Annotated in this window: 22 protein-coding genes and 1 riboswitch; of the genes, 10 read left to right on the top strand and 12 right to left on the bottom strand. The window is 55.0% G+C overall.

The genetic code is table 11. The features are described 5' to 3' along the window. Nucleotides 1-13 precede the first annotated feature (13 nt). The 7 genes from ftsL to leuO all read right to left on the bottom strand — a co-directional run bounded on the left by ftsL (nucleotide 14) and on the right by leuO (nucleotide 7092). A complete protein-coding gene (gene ftsL, locus ACQG0S_RS03590) occupies nucleotides 14-379 on the bottom strand; it encodes a cell division protein FtsL (protein ID WP_003856363.1) in 366 nt (121 codons plus the stop codon). After that, entirely contained in the window at nucleotides 376-1317 is a 942-nt protein-coding gene (gene rsmH, locus ACQG0S_RS03585; protein ID WP_003856366.1) for a 16S rRNA (cytosine(1402)-N(4))-methyltransferase RsmH, read from the bottom strand. Before rsmH ends, ftsL begins: the two co-directional genes overlap by 4 nt. Before the next feature lie 2 nt (nucleotides 1318-1319). Then, complete coding sequence (gene mraZ, locus ACQG0S_RS03580) at nucleotides 1320-1778, bottom strand: division/cell wall cluster transcriptional repressor MraZ (protein ID WP_014830641.1); 459 nt, start codon at nucleotides 1776-1778, stop codon at nucleotides 1320-1322. A gap of 591 nt (nucleotides 1779-2369) precedes the next feature. Continuing rightward, complete coding sequence (cra, locus tag ACQG0S_RS03575; protein WP_003856369.1) at nucleotides 2370-3374, bottom strand: catabolite repressor/activator; 1005 nt, start codon at nucleotides 3372-3374, stop codon at nucleotides 2370-2372. A gap of 176 nt (nucleotides 3375-3550) precedes the next feature. Next, nucleotides 3551-4045, bottom strand: a complete 495-nt coding sequence (gene ilvN / locus ACQG0S_RS03570) for an acetolactate synthase small subunit (RefSeq protein ID WP_001252742.1) — start codon at nucleotides 4043-4045, stop codon at nucleotides 3551-3553. A 1-nt stretch (nucleotide 4046) separates the two neighbouring features. Beyond that, nucleotides 4047-5771 (bottom strand): acetolactate synthase 3 large subunit, encoded by a 1725-nt coding sequence (ilvI, locus tag ACQG0S_RS03565; protein ID WP_063137935.1) that lies wholly within the window; start codon nucleotides 5769-5771, stop codon nucleotides 4047-4049. A gap of 376 nt (nucleotides 5772-6147) precedes the next feature. Next, complete coding sequence (gene leuO, locus ACQG0S_RS03560; protein ID WP_022647036.1) at nucleotides 6148-7092, bottom strand: transcriptional regulator LeuO; 945 nt, start codon at nucleotides 7090-7092, stop codon at nucleotides 6148-6150. Between the two features lie 627 nt (nucleotides 7093-7719). On the opposite strand from leuO, the gene leuL reads away from it, so the two are divergent. The 5 genes from leuL (at nucleotide 7720) to leuD (ending at nucleotide 12579) form a co-directional block, all read left to right on the top strand. After that, nucleotides 7720-7806 (top strand): leu operon leader peptide, encoded by an 87-nt coding sequence (gene leuL, locus ACQG0S_RS03555; protein ID WP_057979999.1) that lies wholly within the window; start codon nucleotides 7720-7722, stop codon nucleotides 7804-7806. A 91-nt stretch (nucleotides 7807-7897) separates the two neighbouring features. After that, nucleotides 7898-9469: a 2-isopropylmalate synthase gene (gene leuA / locus ACQG0S_RS03550; RefSeq protein WP_022647035.1), complete on the top strand. Its 1572-nt coding sequence runs from the start codon at nucleotides 7898-7900 to the stop codon at nucleotides 9467-9469. After that, the gene (gene leuB / locus ACQG0S_RS03545) at nucleotides 9469-10560 is read left to right on the top strand and encodes a 3-isopropylmalate dehydrogenase (RefSeq protein ID WP_022647034.1); all 1092 of its coding nucleotides are present in this window, start codon (nucleotides 9469-9471) and stop codon (nucleotides 10558-10560) included. Before leuA ends, leuB begins: the two co-directional genes overlap by 1 nt. Nucleotides 10561-10562: 2 nt before the next feature. Next, nucleotides 10563-11963 carry a 3-isopropylmalate dehydratase large subunit gene (gene leuC / locus ACQG0S_RS03540; RefSeq protein WP_032625472.1) on the top strand — a complete coding sequence of 467 codons (1401 nt, stop codon included), beginning with the start codon at nucleotides 10563-10565 and terminating at the stop codon, nucleotides 11961-11963. Between the two features lie 10 nt (nucleotides 11964-11973). Continuing rightward, entirely contained in the window at nucleotides 11974-12579 is a 606-nt protein-coding gene (gene leuD, locus ACQG0S_RS03535) for a 3-isopropylmalate dehydratase small subunit (RefSeq protein ID WP_063137936.1), read from the top strand. A 90-nt stretch (nucleotides 12580-12669) separates the two neighbouring features. Here the strand turns inward: leuD and ACQG0S_RS03530 are convergent, their stop codons facing one another. The 3 genes from ACQG0S_RS03530 to sgrT form a co-directional block, all read right to left on the bottom strand. Further along, on the bottom strand, nucleotides 12670-12822 hold the full coding sequence (locus ACQG0S_RS03530; RefSeq protein ID WP_010427008.1) for a Hok/Gef family protein: 153 nt from the start codon (nucleotides 12820-12822) through the stop codon (nucleotides 12670-12672). Between the two features lie 216 nt (nucleotides 12823-13038). Continuing rightward, nucleotides 13039-14217 (bottom strand): sugar efflux transporter, encoded by a 1179-nt coding sequence (locus tag ACQG0S_RS03525; RefSeq protein ID WP_063137937.1) that lies wholly within the window; start codon nucleotides 14215-14217, stop codon nucleotides 13039-13041. 120 nt (nucleotides 14218-14337) lie between these two features. Continuing rightward, nucleotides 14338-14490 carry a glucose uptake inhibitor SgrT gene (gene sgrT / locus ACQG0S_RS03520; protein WP_003856388.1) on the bottom strand — a complete coding sequence of 51 codons (153 nt, stop codon included), beginning with the start codon at nucleotides 14488-14490 and terminating at the stop codon, nucleotides 14338-14340. Between the two features lie 88 nt (nucleotides 14491-14578). Here sgrT and sgrR point away from each other — a divergent pair, with 88 nt between their 5' ends. From sgrR to thiQ, 4 genes are all read left to right on the top strand, one after another. Further along, the gene (gene sgrR, locus ACQG0S_RS03515) at nucleotides 14579-16234 is read left to right on the top strand and encodes an HTH-type transcriptional regulator SgrR (RefSeq protein ID WP_063137938.1); all 1656 of its coding nucleotides are present in this window, start codon (nucleotides 14579-14581) and stop codon (nucleotides 16232-16234) included. Between the two features lie 36 nt (nucleotides 16235-16270). After that, a riboswitch (TPP riboswitch) is annotated at nucleotides 16271-16371 on the top strand. 31 nt (nucleotides 16372-16402) lie between these two features. Further along, nucleotides 16403-17386: a thiamine ABC transporter substrate binding subunit gene (gene thiB / locus ACQG0S_RS03510; protein ID WP_022647029.1), complete on the top strand. Its 984-nt coding sequence runs from the start codon at nucleotides 16403-16405 to the stop codon at nucleotides 17384-17386. Further along, on the top strand, nucleotides 17362-18972 hold the full coding sequence (thiP, locus tag ACQG0S_RS03505) for a thiamine/thiamine pyrophosphate ABC transporter permease ThiP (RefSeq protein ID WP_063137939.1): 1611 nt from the start codon (nucleotides 17362-17364) through the stop codon (nucleotides 18970-18972). Before thiB ends, thiP begins: the two co-directional genes overlap by 25 nt. Further along, entirely contained in the window at nucleotides 18956-19657 is a 702-nt protein-coding gene (gene thiQ, locus ACQG0S_RS03500; RefSeq protein ID WP_032621321.1) for a thiamine ABC transporter ATP-binding protein ThiQ, read from the top strand. The genes thiP and thiQ overlap by 17 nt, the downstream gene beginning before the upstream one ends. A gap of 43 nt (nucleotides 19658-19700) precedes the next feature. On the opposite strand, the gene ACQG0S_RS03495 is transcribed toward thiQ, so the two are convergent. Together ACQG0S_RS03495 and araC are read right to left on the bottom strand one after the other, a co-directional pair. Continuing rightward, nucleotides 19701-20468, bottom strand: a complete 768-nt coding sequence (locus ACQG0S_RS03495; RefSeq protein ID WP_017383796.1) for a DedA family protein — start codon at nucleotides 20466-20468, stop codon at nucleotides 19701-19703. 118 nt (nucleotides 20469-20586) lie between these two features. Next, nucleotides 20587-21432, bottom strand: coding sequence for an arabinose operon transcriptional regulator AraC (araC, locus tag ACQG0S_RS03490; protein WP_022647026.1), 846 nt, complete (start codon nucleotides 21430-21432; stop codon nucleotides 20587-20589). 335 nt (nucleotides 21433-21767) lie between these two features. Here araC and araB point away from each other — a divergent pair, with 335 nt between their 5' ends. Beyond that, nucleotides 21768-23477: a ribulokinase gene (araB, locus tag ACQG0S_RS03485; RefSeq protein WP_045622486.1), complete on the top strand. Its 1710-nt coding sequence runs from the start codon at nucleotides 21768-21770 to the stop codon at nucleotides 23475-23477.

The raw sequence follows: 23477 nt of genomic DNA, 5'->3' as shown, positions 1-23477 counted from the left end.
GTCGCGTTTTCCCTTATTTTTGTACTACGATATTTTCCTGCGAAGGATCAACATGCTGTAATTGCAGTTTTTCCGTTGCGATCCGTTCAACCCGGCTGTGATCGCCGAGCGCGTTTTCTTCAAGGATCAGATTTCGCCATTCAATATCCAGCGCATCGCGTTCCAGTACCATCTGTTCGCGCTGCGCAGTTAACAAACGGGTATGGTGAGCGGTGGTTACCACCATGACTGCCGTCACAATGATGCAAATGAACAAGCAGAGTGGCAGCTTCCCAAACCGCAAAAGATCGTCGCCGATCACGCCAGGCAAGGCATGGCGCTCGTTGCTTCCTAACGATCCCTTAACTTTGCTTAGGGTCTCTGTCACTCTGCTGATCATGCGTTCGTCCTCTCTGCAATACGCAGCACTGAACTACGGGCACGTGGATTCTCTGCCACCTCTTCTTCGCCCGGCATCAACTTGCCTAATGCTCGCAACTGACGGCCTCCCAGCTTTCTGAGTTGTTCTTCCGTCATCGGCAGCCCAGCTGGAACCTGCGGACCGCGGCTCTGTTCACGCATAAAGCGCTTAACGATGCGATCTTCCAGCGAATGGAAGCTGATGATGGATAACCGCCCACCCGGGGCCAGCACGTCGAGCGAGCTTTTTAGCGCCAGCTCTATTTCCTCCAGTTCACTGTTTACCCAGATACGAACCGCCTGGAAGGTACGGGTCGCAGGATGTTTGTGCTTGTCCTTCACTGGCGTTGCCGCCGCGATGACTTCTGCCAGCTCTTTGGTACGGGTCATTGGCTCAACGCGGTTGCGCTCCACGATGGCGCGCGCAATACGTTTGCCAAAGCGTTCTTCGCCGAAGGTTTTGATCACCCAGGCAATATCCGCTTCGTCAGCAGTTTGTAACCACTCGGCGGCAGACTGGCCGCGGGTGGGGTCCATACGCATATCCAGCGGACCGTCGCGCATAAAGGAGAAGCCGCGTTCTGCATCATCAAGCTGTGGTGAAGAGACGCCAAGATCGAGGAGGATCCCGTCGATTTTGCCGGTCAGGCCGCGCTCGGCGACATAATCCGCAAGCGCAGAGAAAGGTCCATGCACGATGGAAAAGCGAGGGTCATCGATGGTTTGCGCAACGGCAATCGCCTGCGGATCGCGGTCAATTGCCAGCAGGCGCCCTTCCGCTCCAAGCTGAGAGAGGATCAAACGCGAGTGGCCACCGCGACCAAAAGTGCCATCAATATAGATGCCATCTGGACGAATATTCAGGCCGTTAACGGCCTCATCCAGCAGCACCGTTGTATGTTTATAATTTTCCATCATATTTATAGAGACAAGTCCTGCAGCCGTTCCGATAATGTTGCGGAATCAGACTGCTCAGCGTCGATATCTTCCTTGACCTGTTGATACCAGGTCGTTTCGTCCCACAGTTCAAACTTGTTGAACTGCCCGACCAGCATCACTTCTTTAGTCAGACCGGCATGTTGCCGCAACACAGGCGCAATCAATAATCGCCCGGCGCTATCCATCTGACATTCACTGGCATGTCCCAATAACAACCGCTGTACGCGGCGTTCCTGCGGGTTCATGCTCGACAGTCGCGACAGCTTTTGCTCAATGATTTCCCATTCAGGCAAAGGATAAAGCAGCAGGCAGGGGGAGTTGATGTCAATGGTGCAAACCAGTTGACCCGAAGCGTTCTCAATCAGCTGGTCACGGTATCGGGTTGGTACCGATAAACGCCCTTTGCTGTCGAGATTGACTAACGTTGCTCCACGGAACATGCCAGCCTCACCCCTCCTCACCACTTTAACCCACAAATTCCCACCTGAAGGAGTTTACGGAGCGAGGGAAAAGCTTGTCAAGCCAGGACTCTCTCTGTACGGACCCGAAAGCATCCTATTTACAGAGCAAGAGTGACCTGGCTAATAACTAAACAACTGGCGAGGCAAAATTAACGTTATGAATATTTGTAAGAAAAAAACCGAATATGCACACGAGCGTTAAGACTCACTCAATATCATCGCAGGGAAATATAAAGTGTCAGTTTGCGACGCGGGCAGCATTTTAAGGCATATCGCCGGGGGATAACAGCACCAGTTTAATCCCGAGGCAATATGGATTCGTTCGTGTGCATTGAGGCCTGGAGGGAGAGTGAAAAATGGCTGAATATTCATCGGCTGGCGCCTGTTTGTAACAAAACAATACAAAGAAATGTCAGTCAAAAATTTATAATTGTGCTTTTTAACACCAAAATGGATTCAGAAAAATAGCAGGCTATGAATCTTAGAGATAAATCCTAATTTTTATCCGGGAATTATTTATCGCAATAAATTCGCCGCAAAAGGGGCAGTTATACCGCCCCTGTGGAAATATTAATGGCGGCTCAAAATTCCGCGCCGATAGAGATTACGTTTGATACGCGTAAGTCCGGGTTTAGGCTTGCGGGGTTCATCCAGGCTTGCCAGAACAATCTCCAGCACGCGCTCGGCGACGTCGCGGTGACGCTGAGCCACCGCCAGCACTGGACATTGCAGGAAGTCGAGCAGTTCGTTATCACCGAAGGTAGCAATCGCCAGATCGGATGGCAGCTTGCCATCGCGACGTAACGTCACGTCCATCACTCCCTGCAACAGAGCAAACGAGGTGGTAAACAACGCCTGCGGCATCGGGTGCGTTTCCAGCCATTTCTCGAACAGCTGGGCAGCCGCTTCGCGCTCATAACTGTTGGCATAGAGATAATGAACGTCACGCGGATCGTCTTTCCATGCCGTACGGAACCCTTGTTCACGCAGGAAGCTTACCGAAAGTTCAGGCAAAGCGCCAAGATACAGCACCGTTTCAGCCGGGAAGGTACGCAGCTCGGCAGCCAGCATTTCTGCATCGTCCTGATCGGCACCCACGACGCTGGTGAAATGTTCACGATCGAGCGCACGATCCAGCGCCACTATCGGGAACGGATCGTTCGCCCAGCGCTGATAGAACGGATGCTCGGGTGGTAAAGAGGTCGACACGATGATGGCATCAACCTGACGTTGCAGCAGATGCTCAATGCAGCGCATCTCGTTGTCGGGCTGATCCTCGGAGCAGGCAATCAACAGCTGATAGCCCCGCTGACGAGCCTGACGTTCCAGATAGTTGGCGATGCGGGTATAGCTGGTGTTTTCCAGGTCCGGGATCACCAGGCCAATAGAGCGGGTGCGCCCGGCACGTAAACCTGCGGCGACAGCATTCGGATGGTAATTATGCTCACGAACGACTGCCATCACTTTCTCAACGGTCTTATCGCTGACACGATACTGCTTTGCTTTACCGTTAATCACATAGCTGGCCGTGGTTCTCGACACGCCGGCGAGCCGGGCGATTTCATCCAGTTTCACAATTGCCCCTCAAAAAAAGAAAAGAGTCCATGGCCCTGTCAAGGTTATGGTTAAATATTTTAACATCTAAACGCAGAATAGCCTTCACGGCAACCGCTTTTGTCTGCGTTGTCGGCGGATTACGCAAAAAAAAGCCCGGCTTTGGCTACCGGGCTGAAAGAGGCGAACCTATTGCGCTACTCACGCATGATTTTATCGCCGCGCGAGAGGCCAACAACGCCAGAGCGCGCAACTTCAACAATTTTTGCCACATCCCTGACAGAGGCCAGGAAAGCGTCCAGCTTATCGCTCGTTCCGGCAAGCTGGACAGTATATATAGAAGGCGTGACGTCAATAATCTGCCCACGGAAAATATCCGTGTTGCGCTTGACCTCTTCACGGCCGTAACCGCTGGCCTGAATTTTCACCAGCATCACTTCACGTTCGACGTAAGCACCCTGCCCCAGCTCGCTGACGCGCAGTACGTCCACCAGCTTGTGTAATTGCTTTTCGATCTGCTCAAGCACTTTCGCATCGCCGACAGTCTGGATCGTCATGCGCGAGAGCGTAGGATCATCGGTCGGTGCCACGGTCAGGCTTTCAATGTTATAGCCGCGCTGGGCAAAAAGCCCAATAACCCGCGACAGTGCGCCCGACTCATTTTCCAGTAATACAGATAATATCCGGCGCATATCAGGTTCTCTCCGTTTTGCTTAACCACATTTCATCCATACCACCGCCACGAATATGCATCGGATAAACGTGCTCTGTGCCATCGACGATAACGTCCATGAAGACAAGGCGATTGTTTTTAACGTGCTCAAGCGCTTCGCCGAGCTTCGCTTCCAGCTCTGACGGATGGGTTACCCGCATGCCAATATGACCATAGGCTTCAGCCAGACGGACAAAGTCCGGAAGTGATTTCATATAGGACTGGGAGTGACGGCCCGAATAAATCATATCCTGCCACTGTTTTACCATGCCGAGGTAACCGTTATTCAGGTTCAGCACCAGCACTGGCAGTTCATATTGCAGCGCAGTAGAAAGTTCCTGAATATTCATCTGTATACTGCCGTCACCCGTTACGCAGATAACCGTTTCGTTTGGCAACGCCAGCTTTACCCCCAGCGCGGCGGGCAAACCAAAGCCCATCGTGCCGAGCCCGCCTGAGTTGATCCAGCGACGCGGTTTATCAAACGGGTAATACAGCGCAGCAAACATCTGATGCTGGCCCACGTCAGAAGTGACATACGCATCGCCATTGGTCAGACGCCAGATCGTCTCGATCACCGCCTGCGGTTTGATGTTCTCACTTTGCGTGTCGTATTTAAGGCACTGACGGCCACGCCATTGCTCGATTTGTTGCCACCAGTCGCGGATCTCGTCCAGCGGTTGAGAGGCGGTCTCCTGCGCCAGCAGATCCAACATTTGATCCAGCACCTGTCGTGCGTCTCCCACGATCGGCACATCCGCCGGCACCGTTTTAGAGATAGAAGTAGGATCGATATCAATGTGCAGCACCGTCGCATTCGGGCAGTATTTCGCCAGGTTGTTCGTGGTGCGATCGTCAAAACGCACGCCGACGGCAAAAATCACGTCAGAATTGTGCATCGTCATATTGGCTTCGTAGGTGCCGTGCATACCCAGCATGCCCAGCGCCTGCCGATGCGTGGCAGGGAATGCCCCCAGCCCCATCAGTGATGACGCAACAGGAAGATTGAGCTTCTCGATCAGTTCGCGTAGTTGCGTTTCGCAGGCTGCATTGACGGCGCCGCCCCCCACATAGACCACCGGTTTTTTCGCAGACAGCAGCGTTTGCAGCGCACGTTTAATCTGTCCTTTGTGCCCTTGCGTGGTCGGATTATACGAACGCATGCTCACCGACTCAGGCCAAAGGTAAGGCAGTTTATTCGCCGGATTGAGAATATCTTTTGGCAGATCGACAACCACTGGCCCAGGACGACCGCTGGCGGCCAGCCAGAAGGCTTTTTTCAGTACGCCCGGGATATCTTCAGTTTGTTTAACCAGAAAGCTGTGCTTCACCACGGGGCGTGAGATCCCCACCATGTCGCACTCCTGAAACGCATCATAGCCAATCAGCGACGTCGCCACCTGTCCGGAAAGAATGACCAGTGGAATAGAGTCCATATACGCAGTCGCTATGCCGGTAATGGCATTGGTCGCCCCCGGCCCGGAAGTGACCAGCACAACACCCACTTCGCCCGTGGCGCGGGCCAGGCCGTCAGCCATATGCACAGCAGCCTGTTCATGACGAACCAGAACATGATCAATACCGCCTACCGTGTGCAGCGCGTCATAAATATCGAGAACCGCGCCTCCGGGATAGCCGAACACTTGTTTCACGCCCTGATCGATAAGCGATCGGACGACCATTTCCGCGCCAGACAACATCTCCATGCTTTGCCTCCAGGCTTTTGTTATAGACGGTCTACAGAATTCATTTCCGCGCCGTCTTCTGACAGGGTAAACCCATCTTATAATGTGCAGAGTGATGGATACCTTAACCGCTCGTTATGAGGCAGGCAATTAGCAAACGGGATGCGGGAATGAGCAATAAAAGCAGAAAAAACAGCTGACAGACATGAATATGGTGAATTCGTCTGGTATGAGTGGAGACAATAATAATTCATCTCTTAAAAAGAGGATGGATCAGGAAATCATCTATTTTTGAGCATGCATAAGTAACTGAAAAAATGAACACAGAACATAATATCGCCAGTTTTAAAAACCGCAGAATAAACCGCATGACGCCATGCGGTTTATTCACCAGAACCTAGCGACGGCAAATATTGATCAGCAGCTCTTCCATCCACTGATGCCCTTTATCCCGACCCGCAGCCTCATGCCAGGAAAGATAACAGGTACGGCTATTAAGCTTGAGCGGCAGAGGTAAAATTTGCAGATTCAGTGAATCGGAGAACTCTTCAGCAAGCCAGCGCGGCGCAATAGCGACTAACTGCGTCTGAGAAACGACATTTAATACGCTGACCATGGCCATTCCCTGATAAGCCACGCTGGCTTGTTTATCGGCGGTGTCATACCACGGCTGACTGAATGAGGCATATCTGTCAAGAGCAACAACGGCGTGTTGCTCACTGTAAACATCGCTTTCACGCAGCGGCGAATTCATACGGGGATGTTTTTTACTGGCGACTAACACCATTTCGTCTTTGAACAACGGAACACAGGCAAACTCTGGACGGCGGAACTCTTCGTATCCCAGAACAAACTCTGTTTCCTGATAACGAAGCTGGTGTTCAGTGTTTTGATTTAATGATGATTTAAAAACGAGATGAATATTTGGGGCGATCTGTTCAACTTTATTATATATAACAGACGTCAAATAATTATCTAACGGACTGCAAACACAGAGATGGAAAACCCGCTCACTGCTTAAGGGTTCAAAGCCCGAACCGGGAAGTTCATTTTGAACCAGCTGTAGCGCCTGACGAATCGAACCGAATAGCTGGAATGCACGCGCTGTAGGCTGAATTCCCCTCCCATAACGAACGAATAACTCGTCGTTAAACATCACCTTAAGTCTGGCTACGGCATTACTCACGGCAGGCTGAGACATTCCCAGAGATTGCGCTGCTCGCGTAATATTCTGCTCCTGCATCACTGCATCGAATACAGTTAACAAGTTAAGATCCACTGTGCGTAACTGAGGCTTAACCCCATCATAAGTCTGTGGTTGGTTAATATTATTTTCTGGCATTTCTGACTCCACCGTCACGCTAAATTCCCTTTGCCCAGGTACAGTAATAACTTCGAAAAATATGATTTACCATGCATATACAACAAGCGAAAGGAAATTATTTAAAATTCGGAATATATAAAGAGCCCCATTCACCGAGCGGCTTTACGCACCCCATAAATGAAGAGTTAAAAATCGTTCAAAAGATATCTCAAACTTTATTGTGAGCATGAAACCATAAACCAGACAAATACACAATCAACGCTCTCATTAATAATGACTTAAGCGTTAATAAACTATTAATAGTATACAACGCATATTCATTAACAAATTGATATCAATTTTGATAACTTACTTACCCGTAAATCATTCATGAAGTTTATAAATCAATGATATGAAACACATTCCATTTCATAGCATGTTGGTGAAAATAGTATGTTCAATTGCTACCAATTATATTCAAATTATTCCAGAGATGAATCCCCAGTCCAATAATAGACAATAAAATCGTTTAGCCACGCAAAAACCAGCACAATTAGCTAATGTATTCTCCCTGCGTTGGGTCCCCGTTTTGTCGGGGAGGGGTTGACATGAGTCGGCGTATCCAGTACCACTAAAAGCATATCGCATTCACCTGGAGCAGGATTCATGATTCGCACCCTTCGTTTCACCGGTCTACTACTACTAAACGCATCCACTGTGCGCGGTAGACTGGCGGGCGAAATTCAGCGTTGAATCGTCTTCAGTAAAACTAAAAACCCGCGCCACTGCGCGGGTTTTTTTATGCTCGTAGCAAGGCGCCCTAAGACTGACAAGGACCTAACCCATGAGCCAGCAAGTCGTTATTTTCGATACTACTTTACGTGACGGTGAACAGGCATTACAGGCGAGCCTGAGTGTTAAAGAAAAACTGCAAATTGCGCTGGCCCTGGAACGCATGGGTGTAGACGTAATGGAGGTCGGTTTTCCTGTCTCCTCGCCGGGTGATTTTGAGTCAGTGCAGACTATCGCCCGCACCATCAAAAACAGCCGCGTGTGCGCTCTGGCTCGCTGCGTTGAGAAAGATATCGATGTGGCCGCGGAATCCCTGAAAGTTGCAGAAGCTTTCCGTATCCATACTTTTATTGCCACCTCCCCCATGCACATTGCAACCAAGTTGCGCAGCACGCTGGATGAAGTGATCGAACGTGCGGTGTATATGGTTAAACGGGCGCGTAACTACACTGACGACGTGGAATTTTCCTGTGAAGATGCAGGCCGCACGCCGATTGACGATTTGGCCCGTGTAGTGGAAGCCGCTATTAATGCCGGAGCCAGAACCATCAACATCCCGGATACCGTCGGCTACACCATGCCGTTTGAGTTTGCCAACATCATTACTGGTCTGTATGACCGCGTACCAAATATTGATAAAGCCATTATCTCTGTACACACCCACGATGACCTGGGTCTGGCCGTTGGCAATGCTATCGCGGCGGTGCACGCCGGCGCGCGTCAGGTAGAAGGCGCGATGAACGGCATCGGCGAACGCGCAGGCAACTGTTCGCTGGAAGAAGTGATCATGGCGATCAAAGTGCGCAAAGACATCATGGACGTGCACACACGCATCAATCACAACGAAATCTGGCGCACCAGCCAGACCGTCAGCCAGATTTGCAACATGCCGATCCCGGCCAACAAAGCGATTGTCGGTACGGGCGCGTTCGCTCACTCTTCCGGTATTCACCAGGATGGCGTGCTGAAGAACCGTGAAAACTACGAAATCATGACTCCGGAATCCATCGGTCTGAACCAGGTTCAGTTGAACCTGACCTCACGCTCTGGTCGCGCGGCAGTGAAGCACCGTATGGAAGAGATGGGCTACAAGGACAGCGATTACAACATGGATCAGCTGTACGACGCCTTCCTGAAGCTGGCGGACAAGAAGGGCCAGGTGTTCGATTACGATCTGGAAGCGCTGGCATTCATCAACAAACAGCAGGAAGAGCCAGAGCACTTCCGTCTGGACTACTTCAACGTCCAGTCCGGCTCAAGCGACATCGCCACCGCCTCCGTGAAGCTGGCCTGCGGGGATGAAATTAAAGCGGAAGCCGCCAACGGCAACGGCCCTGTGGATGCCATTTACCAGGCGATTAACCGCGTCACTGAGTACGACGTAGAGCTGGTGAAATACGACCTGACGGCTAAAGGGCACGGTAAAGACGCCCTGGGTCAGGTGGATATCGTCGTCAATTATAACGGTCGCCGCTTCCACGGTGTGGGTCTGGCGACAGATATCGTCGAATCCTCCGCGAAAGCGATGGTGCATGTCCTGAACAACATCTGGCGCGCCGCCGAAGTCGAAAAAGAGTTGCAACGCAAAGCTCAGAATAAAGAGAACAATAAGGAAACCGTGTGATGTCGAAGAATTACCATATTGCTGTGTTGCCGGGTGACGGTATTGGCCCGGAAGTGATGGCACAGGCGCTGAAAGTACTGGAAGCCGTTCGTTCGCGTTTTGCGATGAAAATTACCACCAGCCACTACGATGTGGGCGGTATTGCAATTGATAACCACGGTACGCCATTGCCGAAAGCCACTGTGGAAGGCTGTGAAAATGCCGATGCCGTGCTGTTTGGCTCCGTGGGCGGCCCTAAGTGGGAACATTTGCCGCCAGCAGAGCAGCCGGAGCGCGGTGCGCTGCTGCCGCTGCGTAAACATTTCAAACTGTTCAGCAACCTGCGTCCGGCGAAGCTGTACCCGGGGCTGGAAGAGTTCTGCCCGCTGCGCGCGGATATCGCGGCCAACGGTTTCGACATTCTCTGCGTGCGTGAGCTGACCGGCGGCATCTACTTCGGTCAGCCAAAAGGTCGCGAAGGCAGCGGTCAGCATGAGAAAGCGTTTGATACCGAGGTCTATCACCGTTTTGAAATTGAACGTATCGCCCATATCGCGTTTGAGTCAGCGCGCAAACGCCGCCGTAAAGTGACCTCTATTGATAAAGCGAACGTGCTCCAGTCTTCCATTTTGTGGCGCGAAATCGTCAGTGAAGTCGCTAAGCAGTACCCGGACGTTGCGCTGTCGCATATGTATATCGACAACGCAACGATGCAGCTGATCAAAGATCCGTCTCAGTTTGACGTGCTGCTGTGCTCCAACCTGTTCGGCGATATTCTCTCGGATGAATGCGCCATGATCACTGGCTCCATGGGCATGCTGCCCTCGGCCAGCCTGAACGAAGAAGGCTTTGGCCTGTACGAACCGGCGGGGGGCTCCGCGCCGGATATCGCAGGCAAAAACATCGCCAACCCGATTGCGCAGATCCTCTCCCTGGCTCTGCTGCTGCGCTACAGCCTGGATGCAGGCGATGCAGCAACCGCAATTGAAAACGCCATTAACCGGGCGTTAGAAGAAGGCGTCCGTACCGGTGATTTAGCACGCGGCACGGCGGCAGTCAGTACCGATGAAATGGGCGACATCATTGCCCGCTATGTCGCTGAAGGGGTGTAATCATGGCTAAGACGTTATATGAGAAGTTGTTTGATGCGCACGTTGTTTACGAGACGCCAGACGAAACCCCACTGTTGTACATCGACCGTCATCTGGTACACGAAGTGACGTCTCCTCAGGCATTTGACGGCCTGCGTGCGCACAAGCGCCCGGTGCGTCAGCCGGGTAAAACCTTTGCCACGATGGATCACAACGTTTCCACCCAGACCAAAGACATTAATGCATCTGGCGAGATGGCGCGTATCCAGATGCAGGAGCTGATTAAGAACTGTAACGAGTTTGGCGTGGAGCTGTACGATCTGAACCACCCCTATCAGGGCATCGTCCACGTAATGGGGCCTGAACAGGGTATTACTCTGCCGGGCATGACCATTGTCTGCGGCGACTCCCACACCGCGACGCACGGCGCATTTGGCGCCCTGGCGTTCGGGATTGGCACCTCTGAAGTGGAACACGTTCTGGCGACGCAGACCCTGAAGCAGGGCCGCGCCAAAACCATGAAGATTGAAGTGAAGGGGAAAGCCGCGCCGGGTATCACCGCGAAAGATATCGTGCTGGCGATTATCGGCAAAACCGGCAGTGCAGGCGGTACCGGTCACGTCGTTGAGTTCTGCGGCGACGCTATCCAGGCGCTGAGCATGGAAGGTCGTATGACCCTGTGCAACATGGCCATTGAGATGGGTGCCAAAGCAGGCCTGGTGGCCCCAGACGACACCACCTTCAACTATGTGAAGGGGCGTCTTCATGCGCCGAAAGGACAGAATTTTGACGACGCGGTAGCGTACTGGAAAACCCTGAAAACGGACGAGGGGGCAATTTTTGATACCGTTGTGACGTTGCAGGCGGAAGAGATCGCCCCGCAAGTCACCTGGGGCACCAACCCGGGCCAGGTCATTTCCGTCAACGACTGCATTCCTGACCCGGCTTCCTTCGCCGATCCGGTCGAGCGCGCGAGTGCGGAAAAGGCGCTGGCCTATATGGGGCTGAAACCCGGCGTACCGCTGACCGACGTGAGCATTGATAAAGTGTTCATCGGCTCCTGCACTAACTCCCGTATCGAAGATTTACGCGCTGCGGCAGAAATTGCAAAAGGCCGCAAAGTGGCACCGGGCGTGCAGGCGCTGGTTGTGCCGGGCTCCGGTCCGGTGAAAGCCCAGGCGGAAGCGGAAGGTCTGGATAAGATCTTTATCGAAGCAGGCTTCGAGTGGCGCCTGCCCGGCTGCTCCATGTGTCTGGCGATGAACAACGACCGCCTGAATCCGGGCGAGCGCTGTGCCTCCACCAGCAACCGTAACTTTGAAGGCCGTCAGGGCCGCGGTGGGCGCACCCACCTGGTCAGCCCGGCAATGGCCGCCGCTGCGGCAGTCACCGGTCATTTCGCCGATATTCGCAGCCTGAAATAAGGAGACAATCATGGCAGAGAAATTTACCCAACATACGGGCCGTGTTGTCCCGCTGGACGCCGCTAACGTCGATACTGACGCGATCATTCCTAAACAGTTTTTGCAGAAAGTGACGCGCACGGGTTTTGGGGCGCATCTGTTCAACGACTGGCGCTTCCTCGATGATAAAGGCGAAGTGCCGAACCCGGAATTCGTCCTGAACTTTCAGGAATACAAAAGCGCCTCCATTCTGCTGGCGCGGGAAAACTTTGGCTGCGGATCGTCGCGTGAACACGCGCCATGGGCGCTGACCGACTACGGTTTTAAAGTGGTTATCGCCCCAAGCTTCGCGGATATCTTCTACGGCAACAGCTTCAACAACCAGCTGCTGCCGGTGACGCTGAGTGACGAACAGGTCGATGAACTGTTTGCGCTGGTGCAGGCAAATCCGGGGATGTCGTTTGAAGTGGATCTGGAAGCAGAAGTGGTGAAAGCCGGTGACAAGACCTACAGCTTTAGCATTGATGCGTTCCGTCGCCACTGCATGCTGAACGGTCTGGATAGCATTGGCCTGACGCTGCAGCACGAAGAGGCTATCTCCACCTACGAGAAAAAACAGCCTGCGTTTATGGGCTAAAGGCAATGGCCCGCAGGGCGCGGGCCATTGATAAGGGTGCGTTGAGGCGTAACCACTCTGGAGAGGCGGGGAAAAACCCCGCCAATACCGCTAACGTTTTGCTTCGTAAGCCAACACTGCCGCCAGCTCTGTTTTCTCCTGTCTGAAGTGCAGCTCACACAGCGAGTCGCGCACCATCCAGGTGAAGATCAACAACGTCGTACAGATCAGAAACAAACCTAACAGCAGAGTACGTTTTGGCATTCCAGCCTCCTTATTGCTTTTCGGCAATGAAGAGACTAACCTCGCAATGTTGGTTGTGAAGTTGGTCTCCCCATCATTTTTTTGATGTGGGGCTCTCCACTGTTTGCCTCTTGCGAAAGCCTGAGGCAAACAGCCTCAAGCACCCGTCACGCACTCTATGCGCCTTCTCTGCTCCTGTCAGAAAATCGTTTCATTTCGTGAAGCCGCCTTCCAGAATCAAACGTCTTTAACCCGGCACGTTAACACAAGCGTGATGACCGAAATCGCTGCGATCACCCAGTACACGGATGCATGTCCATAGCTTTGCGACAGCGCCCCCTGAATCACCCCTGCCAGAATCACGCCGGTAGAGATACTGTTTGTAAACAGCGTGGTCGCGGAGCCTGCTCGCCCCGGCATTAAATCCTGGAACCAGAGCATGCCGATCCCGGCAACGATTCCGATAAATACCGCGTTAAATAGCTGTAACGCCAGCAAAGCTTCACGCGAATGGAAAAGGATTAACCCCGCGTAGAACACCACCCCAGCCGCCATGGCGACGACCATCATCCGACGCTTTCCGAAACGTTTTACGTAGTAACCCGCCAGAATCATCGCCGGGATCTCCAGCCCGGCAGCGGTGCCCATCAGGATCCCCGCGAGCTTGTCGGGCAGTCCCAGATCGCTGCTGATCCACAGCGGCATATCGATAATGTACATGGTGTTGCAGGTCCACATCAGCGTGGAGGCGATAAACAACATGCGGACGTTTTTATCCTGCCAGCCGCTTACCTGGGTGATGGGCTTGTCCGTCACCTGCTCTACGCGCGCCACCGATGGCAGCACAAAGGCTATCAGCGCCAGGCTGATGGCAAAAATTCCCGCGGCGATGGTGAACATGACGGTGAAACCGTAGTTCAGCGCCAGCATGAACGCCAGCGGGGGGCCGATGACCCATGCGAGAGAGAGCTGCGCACGCATTACCGAGCTGAACATCACCACTTCCCGCGCCGAGTTGTCGGCGTACTCCCGGGCCAGAGCGAAGAGCTGCGGCATGGCGGTGTTCGCCAGAGAGGCCAACAGCACGCCACAGGTGATAAGCGTCAGGTAGTGACGATTAAAGGCAAACAGCAACGCGTTGCCCACGGCCATGGCGCAACAAAAGAGGATCAGCTTGCGGCGATCGCCCTGGCTGTCGGATCGTTTCGCCAGCCACAGGCTGACGAGGATCCCGGCAATGGCGTTGACGGTGTAGAACAGGCCTACCCAAAATGGCTGCGCCCCAACCTCACGGCTGAGAAACAGGCTCAGCGTCGGCGCCTGTAGCGCACCGGCCACGCCCATCATGAAGGCCACCAGCATAAAAGCGGCGTACACGCCGTTCAGGCGTCGCCCCATCGTCATCAACCAGAGCATGCGCAAGTCCTTATGAAAGCGAATCGAAATTGGGTGAAATAGTAAACGAAAAAAGCCAGCAAAAACATTTTGCTGGCGGGTGATTAGCACCAATACTCAGTCACACATGATCGAGGCGAGTTAGCGAGAAGAGGTCGGTTTCGTAACGTCCCACTGCATCAGATCTTCCAGTATTCTCAGCCGCTGCTCTGCGCACTGGCGGGCCAGCCAGGACACTCCCTTTGTCGCTGAAAAATAGTGCTGATAAAACTGACGTGCGGTAGACCTCTTCATAATTTACCTCCTCGCTTCATCGATAAGGATTATTGGCTTAATATAGGGATTAATAAATTGCTGATTTTTTGTCAGGAGTTCCTCTTTTATGCCTTCTGGTCGTCTGCAACAACAATTTATCCGCCTCTGGCAGTGCTGCGAGGGGCAATCGCAGGAGACCACGCTGAACGAGCTGGCTGAGCTCCTCAACTGCTCCCGGCGTCATATGCGTACCCTCCTTAACACCATGCAGCAGCAGGGCTGGCTAAACTGGGAGGCCGAAGCCGGACGCGGTAAGCGCTCGCGCCTGACTTTCCTCTATACCGGCCTGGCGTTGCAGCAACAGCGGGCGGAGGATCTGCTGGAGCAAGACCGCATCGATCAGCTGGTCCAGCTGGTGGGCGACAAAGCCGCCGTGCGCCAGATGCTGGTCTCGCATCTGGGACGCAGCTTTCGTCAGGGACGCCACATTCTGCGAGTGCTTTACTATCGCCCAATGAAAAATCTGTTGCCCGGTACGGCGTTACGTCGCTCTGAAACCCACATGGCCCGGCAGATTTTTAGCGGTCTGACGCGGATAAATGAGGAAAACGGGGAACTGGAAGCGGATATTGCCCATCACTGGCAACAGGTGTCTCCGTTGCACTGGCGCTTCTTTTTACGTCCCGGCATACATTTCCACCATGGACGCGAGCTGGAGATGCGCGACGTTATCGATTCCTTAGAGCGCGCCCGCACGCTGCCGCTCTATTCGCATATCGCGCGGATCCACTCCCCAACGGCATGGACGCTGGATATTGAGCTATCGCAGCCGGACAAATGGCTTCCGTGGCTTCTGGGCTACGTGCCCTCGATGATCCTGCCTGCCGAGTGGCGATCCCTGAACAATTTTTCCAGCCAGCCGATTGGTACGGGCCCCTACTCCGTTTCACGGAACAACAGTAATCAGCTGAAGATCCGCGCCTTTGATGATTACTTTGGCTATAGGGCGCTGATCGACGAAGTCAACGTCTGGGTACTGCCGGATCTCAACGAAGAGCTGAGCGCAGGCCTGACGCTGGAAGGGCCAACAGCCGGTGAAAAGGCGTTCGAAAGCCGCCTGGAGGAGGGCTGCTACTACCTGCTCTTCGATAGCCGCAGCCATCGCGGGGCGAATCACGACGTACGCAGGTGGATCAGCCATGTTCTGGCGCCCGCTAACCTGATTTATCACGCAGAGGAGCAATACCAGACCTGGTGGTTCCCGGCCTATGGCCTGCTTCCGCGCTGGCACCATGCGCAGCCAATACGCAGTGAAAAACCTGCCGGACTGGAGACCATCACCCTCAGCTACTATCGCGATCACATTGAGCACCGGTTTATCGCAAGGATCATGAGTAAGCTGCTGGCAGCCGAGGGCGTGACGCTGGCGATACAGGAAGTGGACTATGATGAATGGCACCGTGGAGATGTTATCAGCGATATCTGGCTCAACAGTGCGAACTTCACGCTGCCGCTTGATTTTTCGCTCTTCTCTCACCTGTATGAAGTGCCCCTGATTCAGCACTGTATCAATCGGGACTGGCAGCGAGACGCCGCACGGTGGCGGGCAGGAGAAATGGATCTGGCCGCCTGGTGTCAGGAGCTGCTGGCCGGGCAGACGATCGTACCGTTGATTCACCACTGGCTGCTGATCCAGGGTCAGCGCAGCATGCGCGGCCTGCGAATGAATACCCTGGGCTGGTTTGATTTTAAATCCGCGTGGTTTGCGCCGCCGGAGCCATAACGCTTTCGTAATATTCACCAAATCATTACAATAGCGCCGTTCTCAACGGGGTGCTGCATCACTGATGTGCGCTGAGATAATACCCGTCGAACCTGATCCGGATAACGCCGGCGAAGGGATTTGAGGCTGTCTCTCAAAATCCTTTGCCACTCAACCCTGAGGTGCAAAGTGTTAAAAAACGTTCTTCCTCTGCTGGCGCTGTTTGCGCTGCCTGTTTTTGCTAAGCCTGTCCTGACGGTCTACACCTACGACTCCTTCTCCGCCGACTGGGGCCCCGGCCCGGCGGTGAAAAAAGCCTTTGAAGCCGACTGCAACTGCGAGCTGAAATTCGTGGCACTGGAAGATGGTGTCTCTCTGCTTAACCGGCTGCGTATGGAAGGCAAAAACAGCAAAGCCGACGTGGTGCTCGGGCTGGATAACAACCTGCTGCAAGCCGCCACTCAAACCAGACTGTTCGCCAAAAGCGGCGTGGCGGCAGATGCCGTCAACGTGCCGGGCGGCTGGAAAAACGACACCTTCGTTCCCTTTGATTACGGTTACTTTGCGTTTGTCTACGATAAAAACAAGCTGAAGAATCCGCCCAAAAGCCTGAAAGAGCTGGTCGAAAGCGATCAGAAGTGGCGCGTGATTTATGAAGATCCGCGCACCAGCACGCCGGGTCTGGGGCTGCTGTTGTGGATGCAGAAAGTCTATGGCGACAAAACGCCTGAGGCGTGGCAGAAACTGGCTGCGAAAACCGTTACCGTCACCAAAGGCTGGAGCGAAGCCTACGGCCTGTTCCTGAAAGGCGAAAGCGACCTTGTGCTGAGCTACACGACTTCTCCGGCCTACCACATTATCGCCGAGAAGAAAGACAACTACGCCGCCGCGAACTTTGCTGAAGGACATTATTTGCAGGTGGAAGTGGCCGCCCGCACCGCCGCGAGCAAACAGCCGGAGCTCGCCGAGAAATTCCTGAAGTTTATGGTTTCACCGGCATTCCAGAATGCTATTCCGACAGGAAACTGGATGTACCCGGTCACTGATGTTGCGCTGCCGGCAGGTTTTGAGCAGCTGAACAAACCGCAAACCTCCCTGGAATTTACGCCGCAGCAGGTTGCCACCCAGCGCGCCGCATGGATAAGTGAATGGCAACGCGCCGTCAGCCGCTGATCCCCGGCTGGTTAGTTCCCGGGCTGCTCGCCGCTATACTGATGGTGGTCGTCAGCCTGGGTGCATTCCTTGCGCTGTGGTTTAACGCGCCAGAGAGCGATCTGCTTGCCCTCTGGCACGACAGCTATCTCTGGCACGTCATCCGTTTCTCGTTCTGGCAGGCGTTTCTCTCCGCGCTGCTGTCAGTCATCCCGGCCATTTTCCTCGCCCGCGCCCTCTATCGCAGACGTTTCCCCGGCAGGCTTGCCCTGCTGCGGCTGTGCGCGATGACGCTGATCCTGCCCGTGCTGGTGGCGGTGTTCGGCATTCTGAGCGTCTATGGTCGGCAGGGATGGCTGGCATTCCTTTTCAACCTGCTTGGTCTGGAATGGACCTTCTCGCCATACGGCCTGAAAGGCATTCTGCTGGCGCATATTTTTTTCAATATGCCGATGGCCACGCGCCTCTTTTTACAGGCGCTGGAAAACATTCCCGGTGAGCAGCGTCAGATTGCCGCCCAGCTTGGCATGCGCGGCTGGTCGTTCTTCCGCTTTGTCGAATGGCCGTGGCTGCGACGCCAGATTGCCCCGGTTGCCGCGCTAATCTTTATGCTCTGCTTTGCCAGCTTCGCGACCGTACTTTCTCTCGGCGGCGGGCCGCAGGCCACCACCATTGAGCTGGCGATCTATCAGGCTTTAAGTTACGACTACGATCCGGGCCGCGCCGCGCTGCTGGCGATCGTGCAGATGGTATGCTGTCTGGCACTGGTGTTACTCAGCCAGAGGCTAAGCAAAACGATCCCCGCAGGAAGCAATAACATGACAGGCTGGCGCGATCCGCAGGACAGCCTGTATAGCCGCGTCGCGGATTTTATGCTGATCGCACTGGCACTCCTGCTTTTGCTGCCCCCGCTGCTGGCCGTTATCGTTGATGGACTGAATCGCAATGTGTTGTCGGTACTGCAACAACCTGTCCTGTGGCAAGCGACGTGGACCTCCTTGCGCATTGCGCTGGCAGCCGGGCTACTGTGCGTGATTCTGACCATGATGCTGCTCTGGAGCAGCCGCGAGCTGTACGCGCGTCATGCCCGTAAAGCCGGACACGCGCTGGAACTGACGGGTATGCTGATCCTGGCGATGCCGGGCATTGTGCTGGCGACCGGATTCTTTTTACTGTTCAACAGCACCCTCGGCCTGCCGGAAAGCGCCGACGGCATCGTCATTTTTACCAACGCACTGATGGCCATCCCTTACGCGCTCAAGGTACTGGAAAATCCGATGCGCGACGTCAACAGCCGCTACAGCTTGCTGTGTCAGTCGCTGGGCATGCAGGGCTGGCAGCGTCTGAAGGTGGTAGAATTGCGCGCACTGAAACGTCCGCTCGCCCAGGCGCTGGCGTTTGCCTGCGTGCTGTCGATTGGCGATTTTGGCGTAGTGGCGCTCTTCGGCAACGAGGATTTCCGCACGCTGCCGTTCTGGCTTTATCAGCAAATTGGCTCCTATCGTAGCCAGGACGGCGCCGTCACGGCGCTGCTCCTGTTGCTGCTGTGCTTTGCGTTATTTACCGTTATCGAAAAACTTCCGGGGCGTGATGTTAAAACTGACTGATGTAACCTGGCTTTATGAGCACCTGCCAATGCGTTTTACCCTCTCCGTTCGTCAGGGAGAGCGAATCGCAGTGCTTGGCCCCAGCGGGGCCGGAAAAAGTACCCTGCTCAATCTGATTGCCGGTTTTTTGCAGCCAGCCAGCGGGTCGATCGTCATTGATAACGGCGAGTTTACCTACGCTCCGCCGGCTAAGCGCCCGGTGTCGATGCTGTTTCAGGAAAACAATCTGTTCAATCATCTTACGGTCTGGCAGAACATCGCGCTGGGTATGGATCCGGGGTTAAAGCTCAGTGCTGCGCAGCGTCAGACGCTGGAGGCGATCGCCGAACAAATGGGCCTGTCTGCGTTTATCAACAGACTTCCGGGGGAGCTTTCCGGCGGCCAGCGCCAGCGCGTGGCGCTGGCACGCTGTCTGGTGCGCGAGCAGCCGCTGCTGCTGCTCGACGAACCCTTTTCGGCGCTCGACCCGGCTCTGCGTCAGGAAATGCTCTCGCTGGTTGAGGAGGTGTGCGAGCGCGAACAACTGACGATGCTGATGGTTTCGCACAGCATTGAAGATGCCGCACGCATCGCGCCGCGATCGGTGGTGATCGCAGAGGGACGTATTTTGTGGGATGGAGAAACAGAAGAACTTCTGAGTGGTAACGCAGGGGCATCTTCATTGTTGGGCATTCGTGCGGTCTGATGCCCTCACCCTGGCCCTCTCCCACGGGGAGAGGGAAAACACCTTAACGGCTCACCACCTTCAACAGGATCTCTCCGTACACCGGCATCAGCGGGTGACGGATTAGCGCCACCAGCGCTACCACCGCCACGCCGAGCGTAAGTGGGGCCAGCCAGAGCAGGCGCGTGCGCGGGAGATAGCGGGTCAGGCGATCGACGCTCGCTTTCGCGCTGCGCCACAGGCGCCAGCAGAGCCAAACCGCCAGCCACAGCAGCACCGCCGTACCCAGCAGCAGCCATTTAAACTCACCGCTTTGCATACCGTCAGGAATATCAATCGCCGCGCCCGCCAGGATACCCGGCAGGAAGTAGAACGGCGGCCAGAAGACGCAGCCGATGATATTCGGCACCACAAACTTCGCGACGGGCAGATCCAGCATCCCGGCCACCATCGGCACCAGTGGACGCGTTGGCCCAACGAAGCGCCCCACGAGGATGGTGAACATGCTGTGCTGGTGCAGCGCATGCTCGGTTTTATCCAGCAGCGCTTTGTTTTTTTTCATGAACGACCAGCGGTGTAGCGGCTTCTTAAAGCGCCAGCCCAGCCAGAAGGAAATCCAGTCCCCCAGCAAACAGCCGATAATACCGGCCATCCACGCCTGCCAGAAATTGACCTCGCCGCTGCCGATAAGCGCCCCAAGCCCCGCCATCATCACGGTGCCGGGCAGGATCAGCCCGACCAGCGCCAGCGACTCCAGAAACGCCACCAGCGCCACGGCGATGAGCGAATACATAACGGACTGGGTAATAAAATGTTCCAGCAATGCCTGCATAACTATTCCGGTCAGAAAACGAATCAGCGATTCTGCTTAGCGCCCTGCACCGCGTCAAGGCATCAATTGTCTGAATAGTTTACAAGATGCGCCTGAAGTTCACCTGAATGTTTACCGATTATTCACATCCCGCACGGAATTCGCTCGGGCTGGCACCGGTGCACTTCTTAAACACGCGAGAGAAATAGAGCTGATCTTCAAAGCCGACGTTACGCCCGACGGTGGCGATAGGCATTCGGGTGGTGCTGAGCAGCAGTTTCGCCTGGCTGATGCGCTGATCCTCGCGCCAGCTGAGCACGCTCACGCCAAGCTGCTGGCGGAACAGATGCGACAGCCGTGACGGCGACAGGCACACATGCTGGGCGACGCTGGCAATATCAAACTGGCTGTCGGCAAGGTGGTCGCTGATGTACTGGCAGGCGTCGCGGACGCGGTTGTCCAGCGGCGGATTAAGCGACTCGTTGATGGCCTCCATGCGGCGCAGCAGCACCTGTTCAAGCAGATTGATGGCCAGCAGTTCGGCGTAGCGCCCTCCCGCCTGCCCTGCCTCAATAATCTGTGCAAACAGCTCACGGAACTGCGCCAGATGCGCCTCATCCGGGCGATATAAACCGGTATGGGCGAAAATGGCCGGCCACGAGAGCCACTCCTGCCAGTAGGCGCGCGGACGGAAATAGACCCACTGGTGATACCACTCTTTGGCATCCGGGTGGCGTCCGTAGTGGTGGATCTCCCCCGGCGGGAACAGCAGCATATCACCAGGGCGGCAGATAAACTGCCGATCGCCGTTTTTAATCACCCCTTCCCCGCGAACGGTCAGGTTCAGAATATACCCTTTCATTCCGAGCGGTCGATCGACGTAGAAATCGAGATACCCCTCGGCCTCAATGGGCGTCAGCCCCGCCACCAGATGGGCGTTAAATGAGTATCCCGGCAGCAGGGGATCGTTTTGCGGTTCGGCCATAGATTCAGTTCTCCCAAGGGTCCTGAAGGAAACCAATTGTCCATATCGATAAAAGCAGTATAAAAATGGCCCGCGAAAAGATCCAAAAAGCATCACGCCTCTTTTACGTCCGCCATGTTTCAGCCTTTTCCCCTGATTTCTCCGCCAGCACGGGCGGATAAGCAGTAACAAAAGTGTCTATAAGTACGGCAGAAATGTCCACATTGAATATTTGCACGGCGTCACACTTTCCGCTGCTACAGCAATTTAGTCCATAAGATTAGCGGATCCTGCCTGACGATCTTTGTCCTCAGTCTCTAATGTTCTTCCATACCTGTTTTGGATGGAGCAACACCATGGCAATTGCAATTGGCCTCGATTTTGGCAGCGACTCAGTTCGCGCGCTGGCAGTGGACTGTACGACTGGCCGGGAGATAGCAACCAGCGTTGAGTGGTATCCGCGCTGGCAAGAGGGGCGCTACTGCGATGCGCCGAACAACCAGTTCCGCCACCACCCGCGTGATTACATTGAATCAATGGAAGCGGCGATCAAAACCGTGCTGGCGGAGCTGACGGATGCCCAGCGGGCCGACGTCGTGGGGATTGGCGTCGACAGTACCGGTTCAACGCCGGCCCCGGTTGATGCAGAAGGCCGCGTACTGGCGCTTCGCCCGGAGTTTGCCGATAACCCGAACGCCATGTTTGTGCTGTGGAAAGACCATACCGCCGTGGAAGAGGCGGAAGCCATCACCCGCTTATGCCACCAGCCGGGCAAAACCGACTACTCGCGCTACATCGGCGGGATCTACTCCAGCGAATGGTTCTGGGCAAAAATCCTGCACGTTACCCGCGCGGACGCGTCGGTCGCACAGGCAGCGGCGTCATGGATTGAGCTGTGCGACTGGGTTCCCGCCCTGCTTTCCGGCACCACTCGCCCGCAGGCTATTCGCCGTGGCCGTTGCAGCGCCGGGCATAAATCGCTGTGGCATGAAAGCTGGGGTGGTCTGCCTCCGGCAGCGTTCTTCGATGAACTCGACCCGATCATCAACAAAAACCTGACATACCCGCTGTTTACCGACACCTTCACCGCCGATATTCCGGTCGGCATGCTCTGCGAGGAGTGGGCGAAACGCCTCGGTCTGCCGCAAAACGTGACCATTTCCGGCGGCGCGTTCGACTGCCATATGGGCGCCGTGGGCGCGGGTGCGCAGCCTAACACGCTGGTGAAAGTGATTGGCACCTCCACCTGCGACATTCTGACGGCGGATAAAACGACCGTTGGCGACCGCGCGGTGAAGGGTATCTGCGGTCAGGTTGACGGCAGCGTGGTGCCCGATTTTATCGGCCTCGAAGCGGGTCAGTCCGCGTTTGGCGATATCTACGCCTGGTTTGGCCGGGTGCTCGGCTGGCCGCTGGATCAGCTGGCGGCCGCGCATCCTGAACTGAAAACCCAGATTACCGCGAGCAAAAAACAGCTCCTGCCGCAGCTCACCGAAGCCTGGGCAAAAAATCCGTCTCTCGATCACCTGCCGGTGGTGCTGGACTGGTTCAACGGCCGTCGTACGCCGTTTGCCAACCAGCGTCTGAAAGGGGTGATTACCGATCTCAACCTGGCGACCGACGCGCCCGCGCTGTTTGGCGGCCTGATCGCCGCCACCGCGTTCGGCGCGCGCGCCATTATGGAGTGCTTCACCGGGCAGGGCATTGACGTGAACAACGTGATGGCTTTGGGCGGTATCGCCCGTAAAAACCCGGTGATCATGCAGGCCTGCTGCGACGTGCTCAACCGTCCGCTGCAAATTGTGGCCTCCGATCAGTGCTGTGCGCTGGGCGCAGCGATTTTCGCTGCCGTGGCCGCAGGTGTCCATGCGGATATCCCGACCGCGCAACAGCATATGGCGAGCGCCGTCGAAAGTACGCTTCAGCCGCAGGCTCAGCAGGCACAACGCTTTGAACAGCTTTATCAGCGCTACCAGCAATGGGCAAAAAGCGCCGAACTTCACTATCTCCCTGTCGCCGCCCCGGCCAAAAGTACCGCGGACACTACGGCAACCCTGACACATTAA

Origin of the sequence: Enterobacter cloacae complex sp. 418I7, assembly GCF_050030705.1 — a bacterium.
In the GTDB taxonomy this organism is placed as follows: domain Bacteria; phylum Pseudomonadota; class Gammaproteobacteria; order Enterobacterales; family Enterobacteriaceae; genus Enterobacter; species Enterobacter intestinihominis.
The sequence above is the reverse complement of the archived record's forward strand: the minus strand, read 5'-3'. Positions and strand labels throughout refer to the sequence as shown.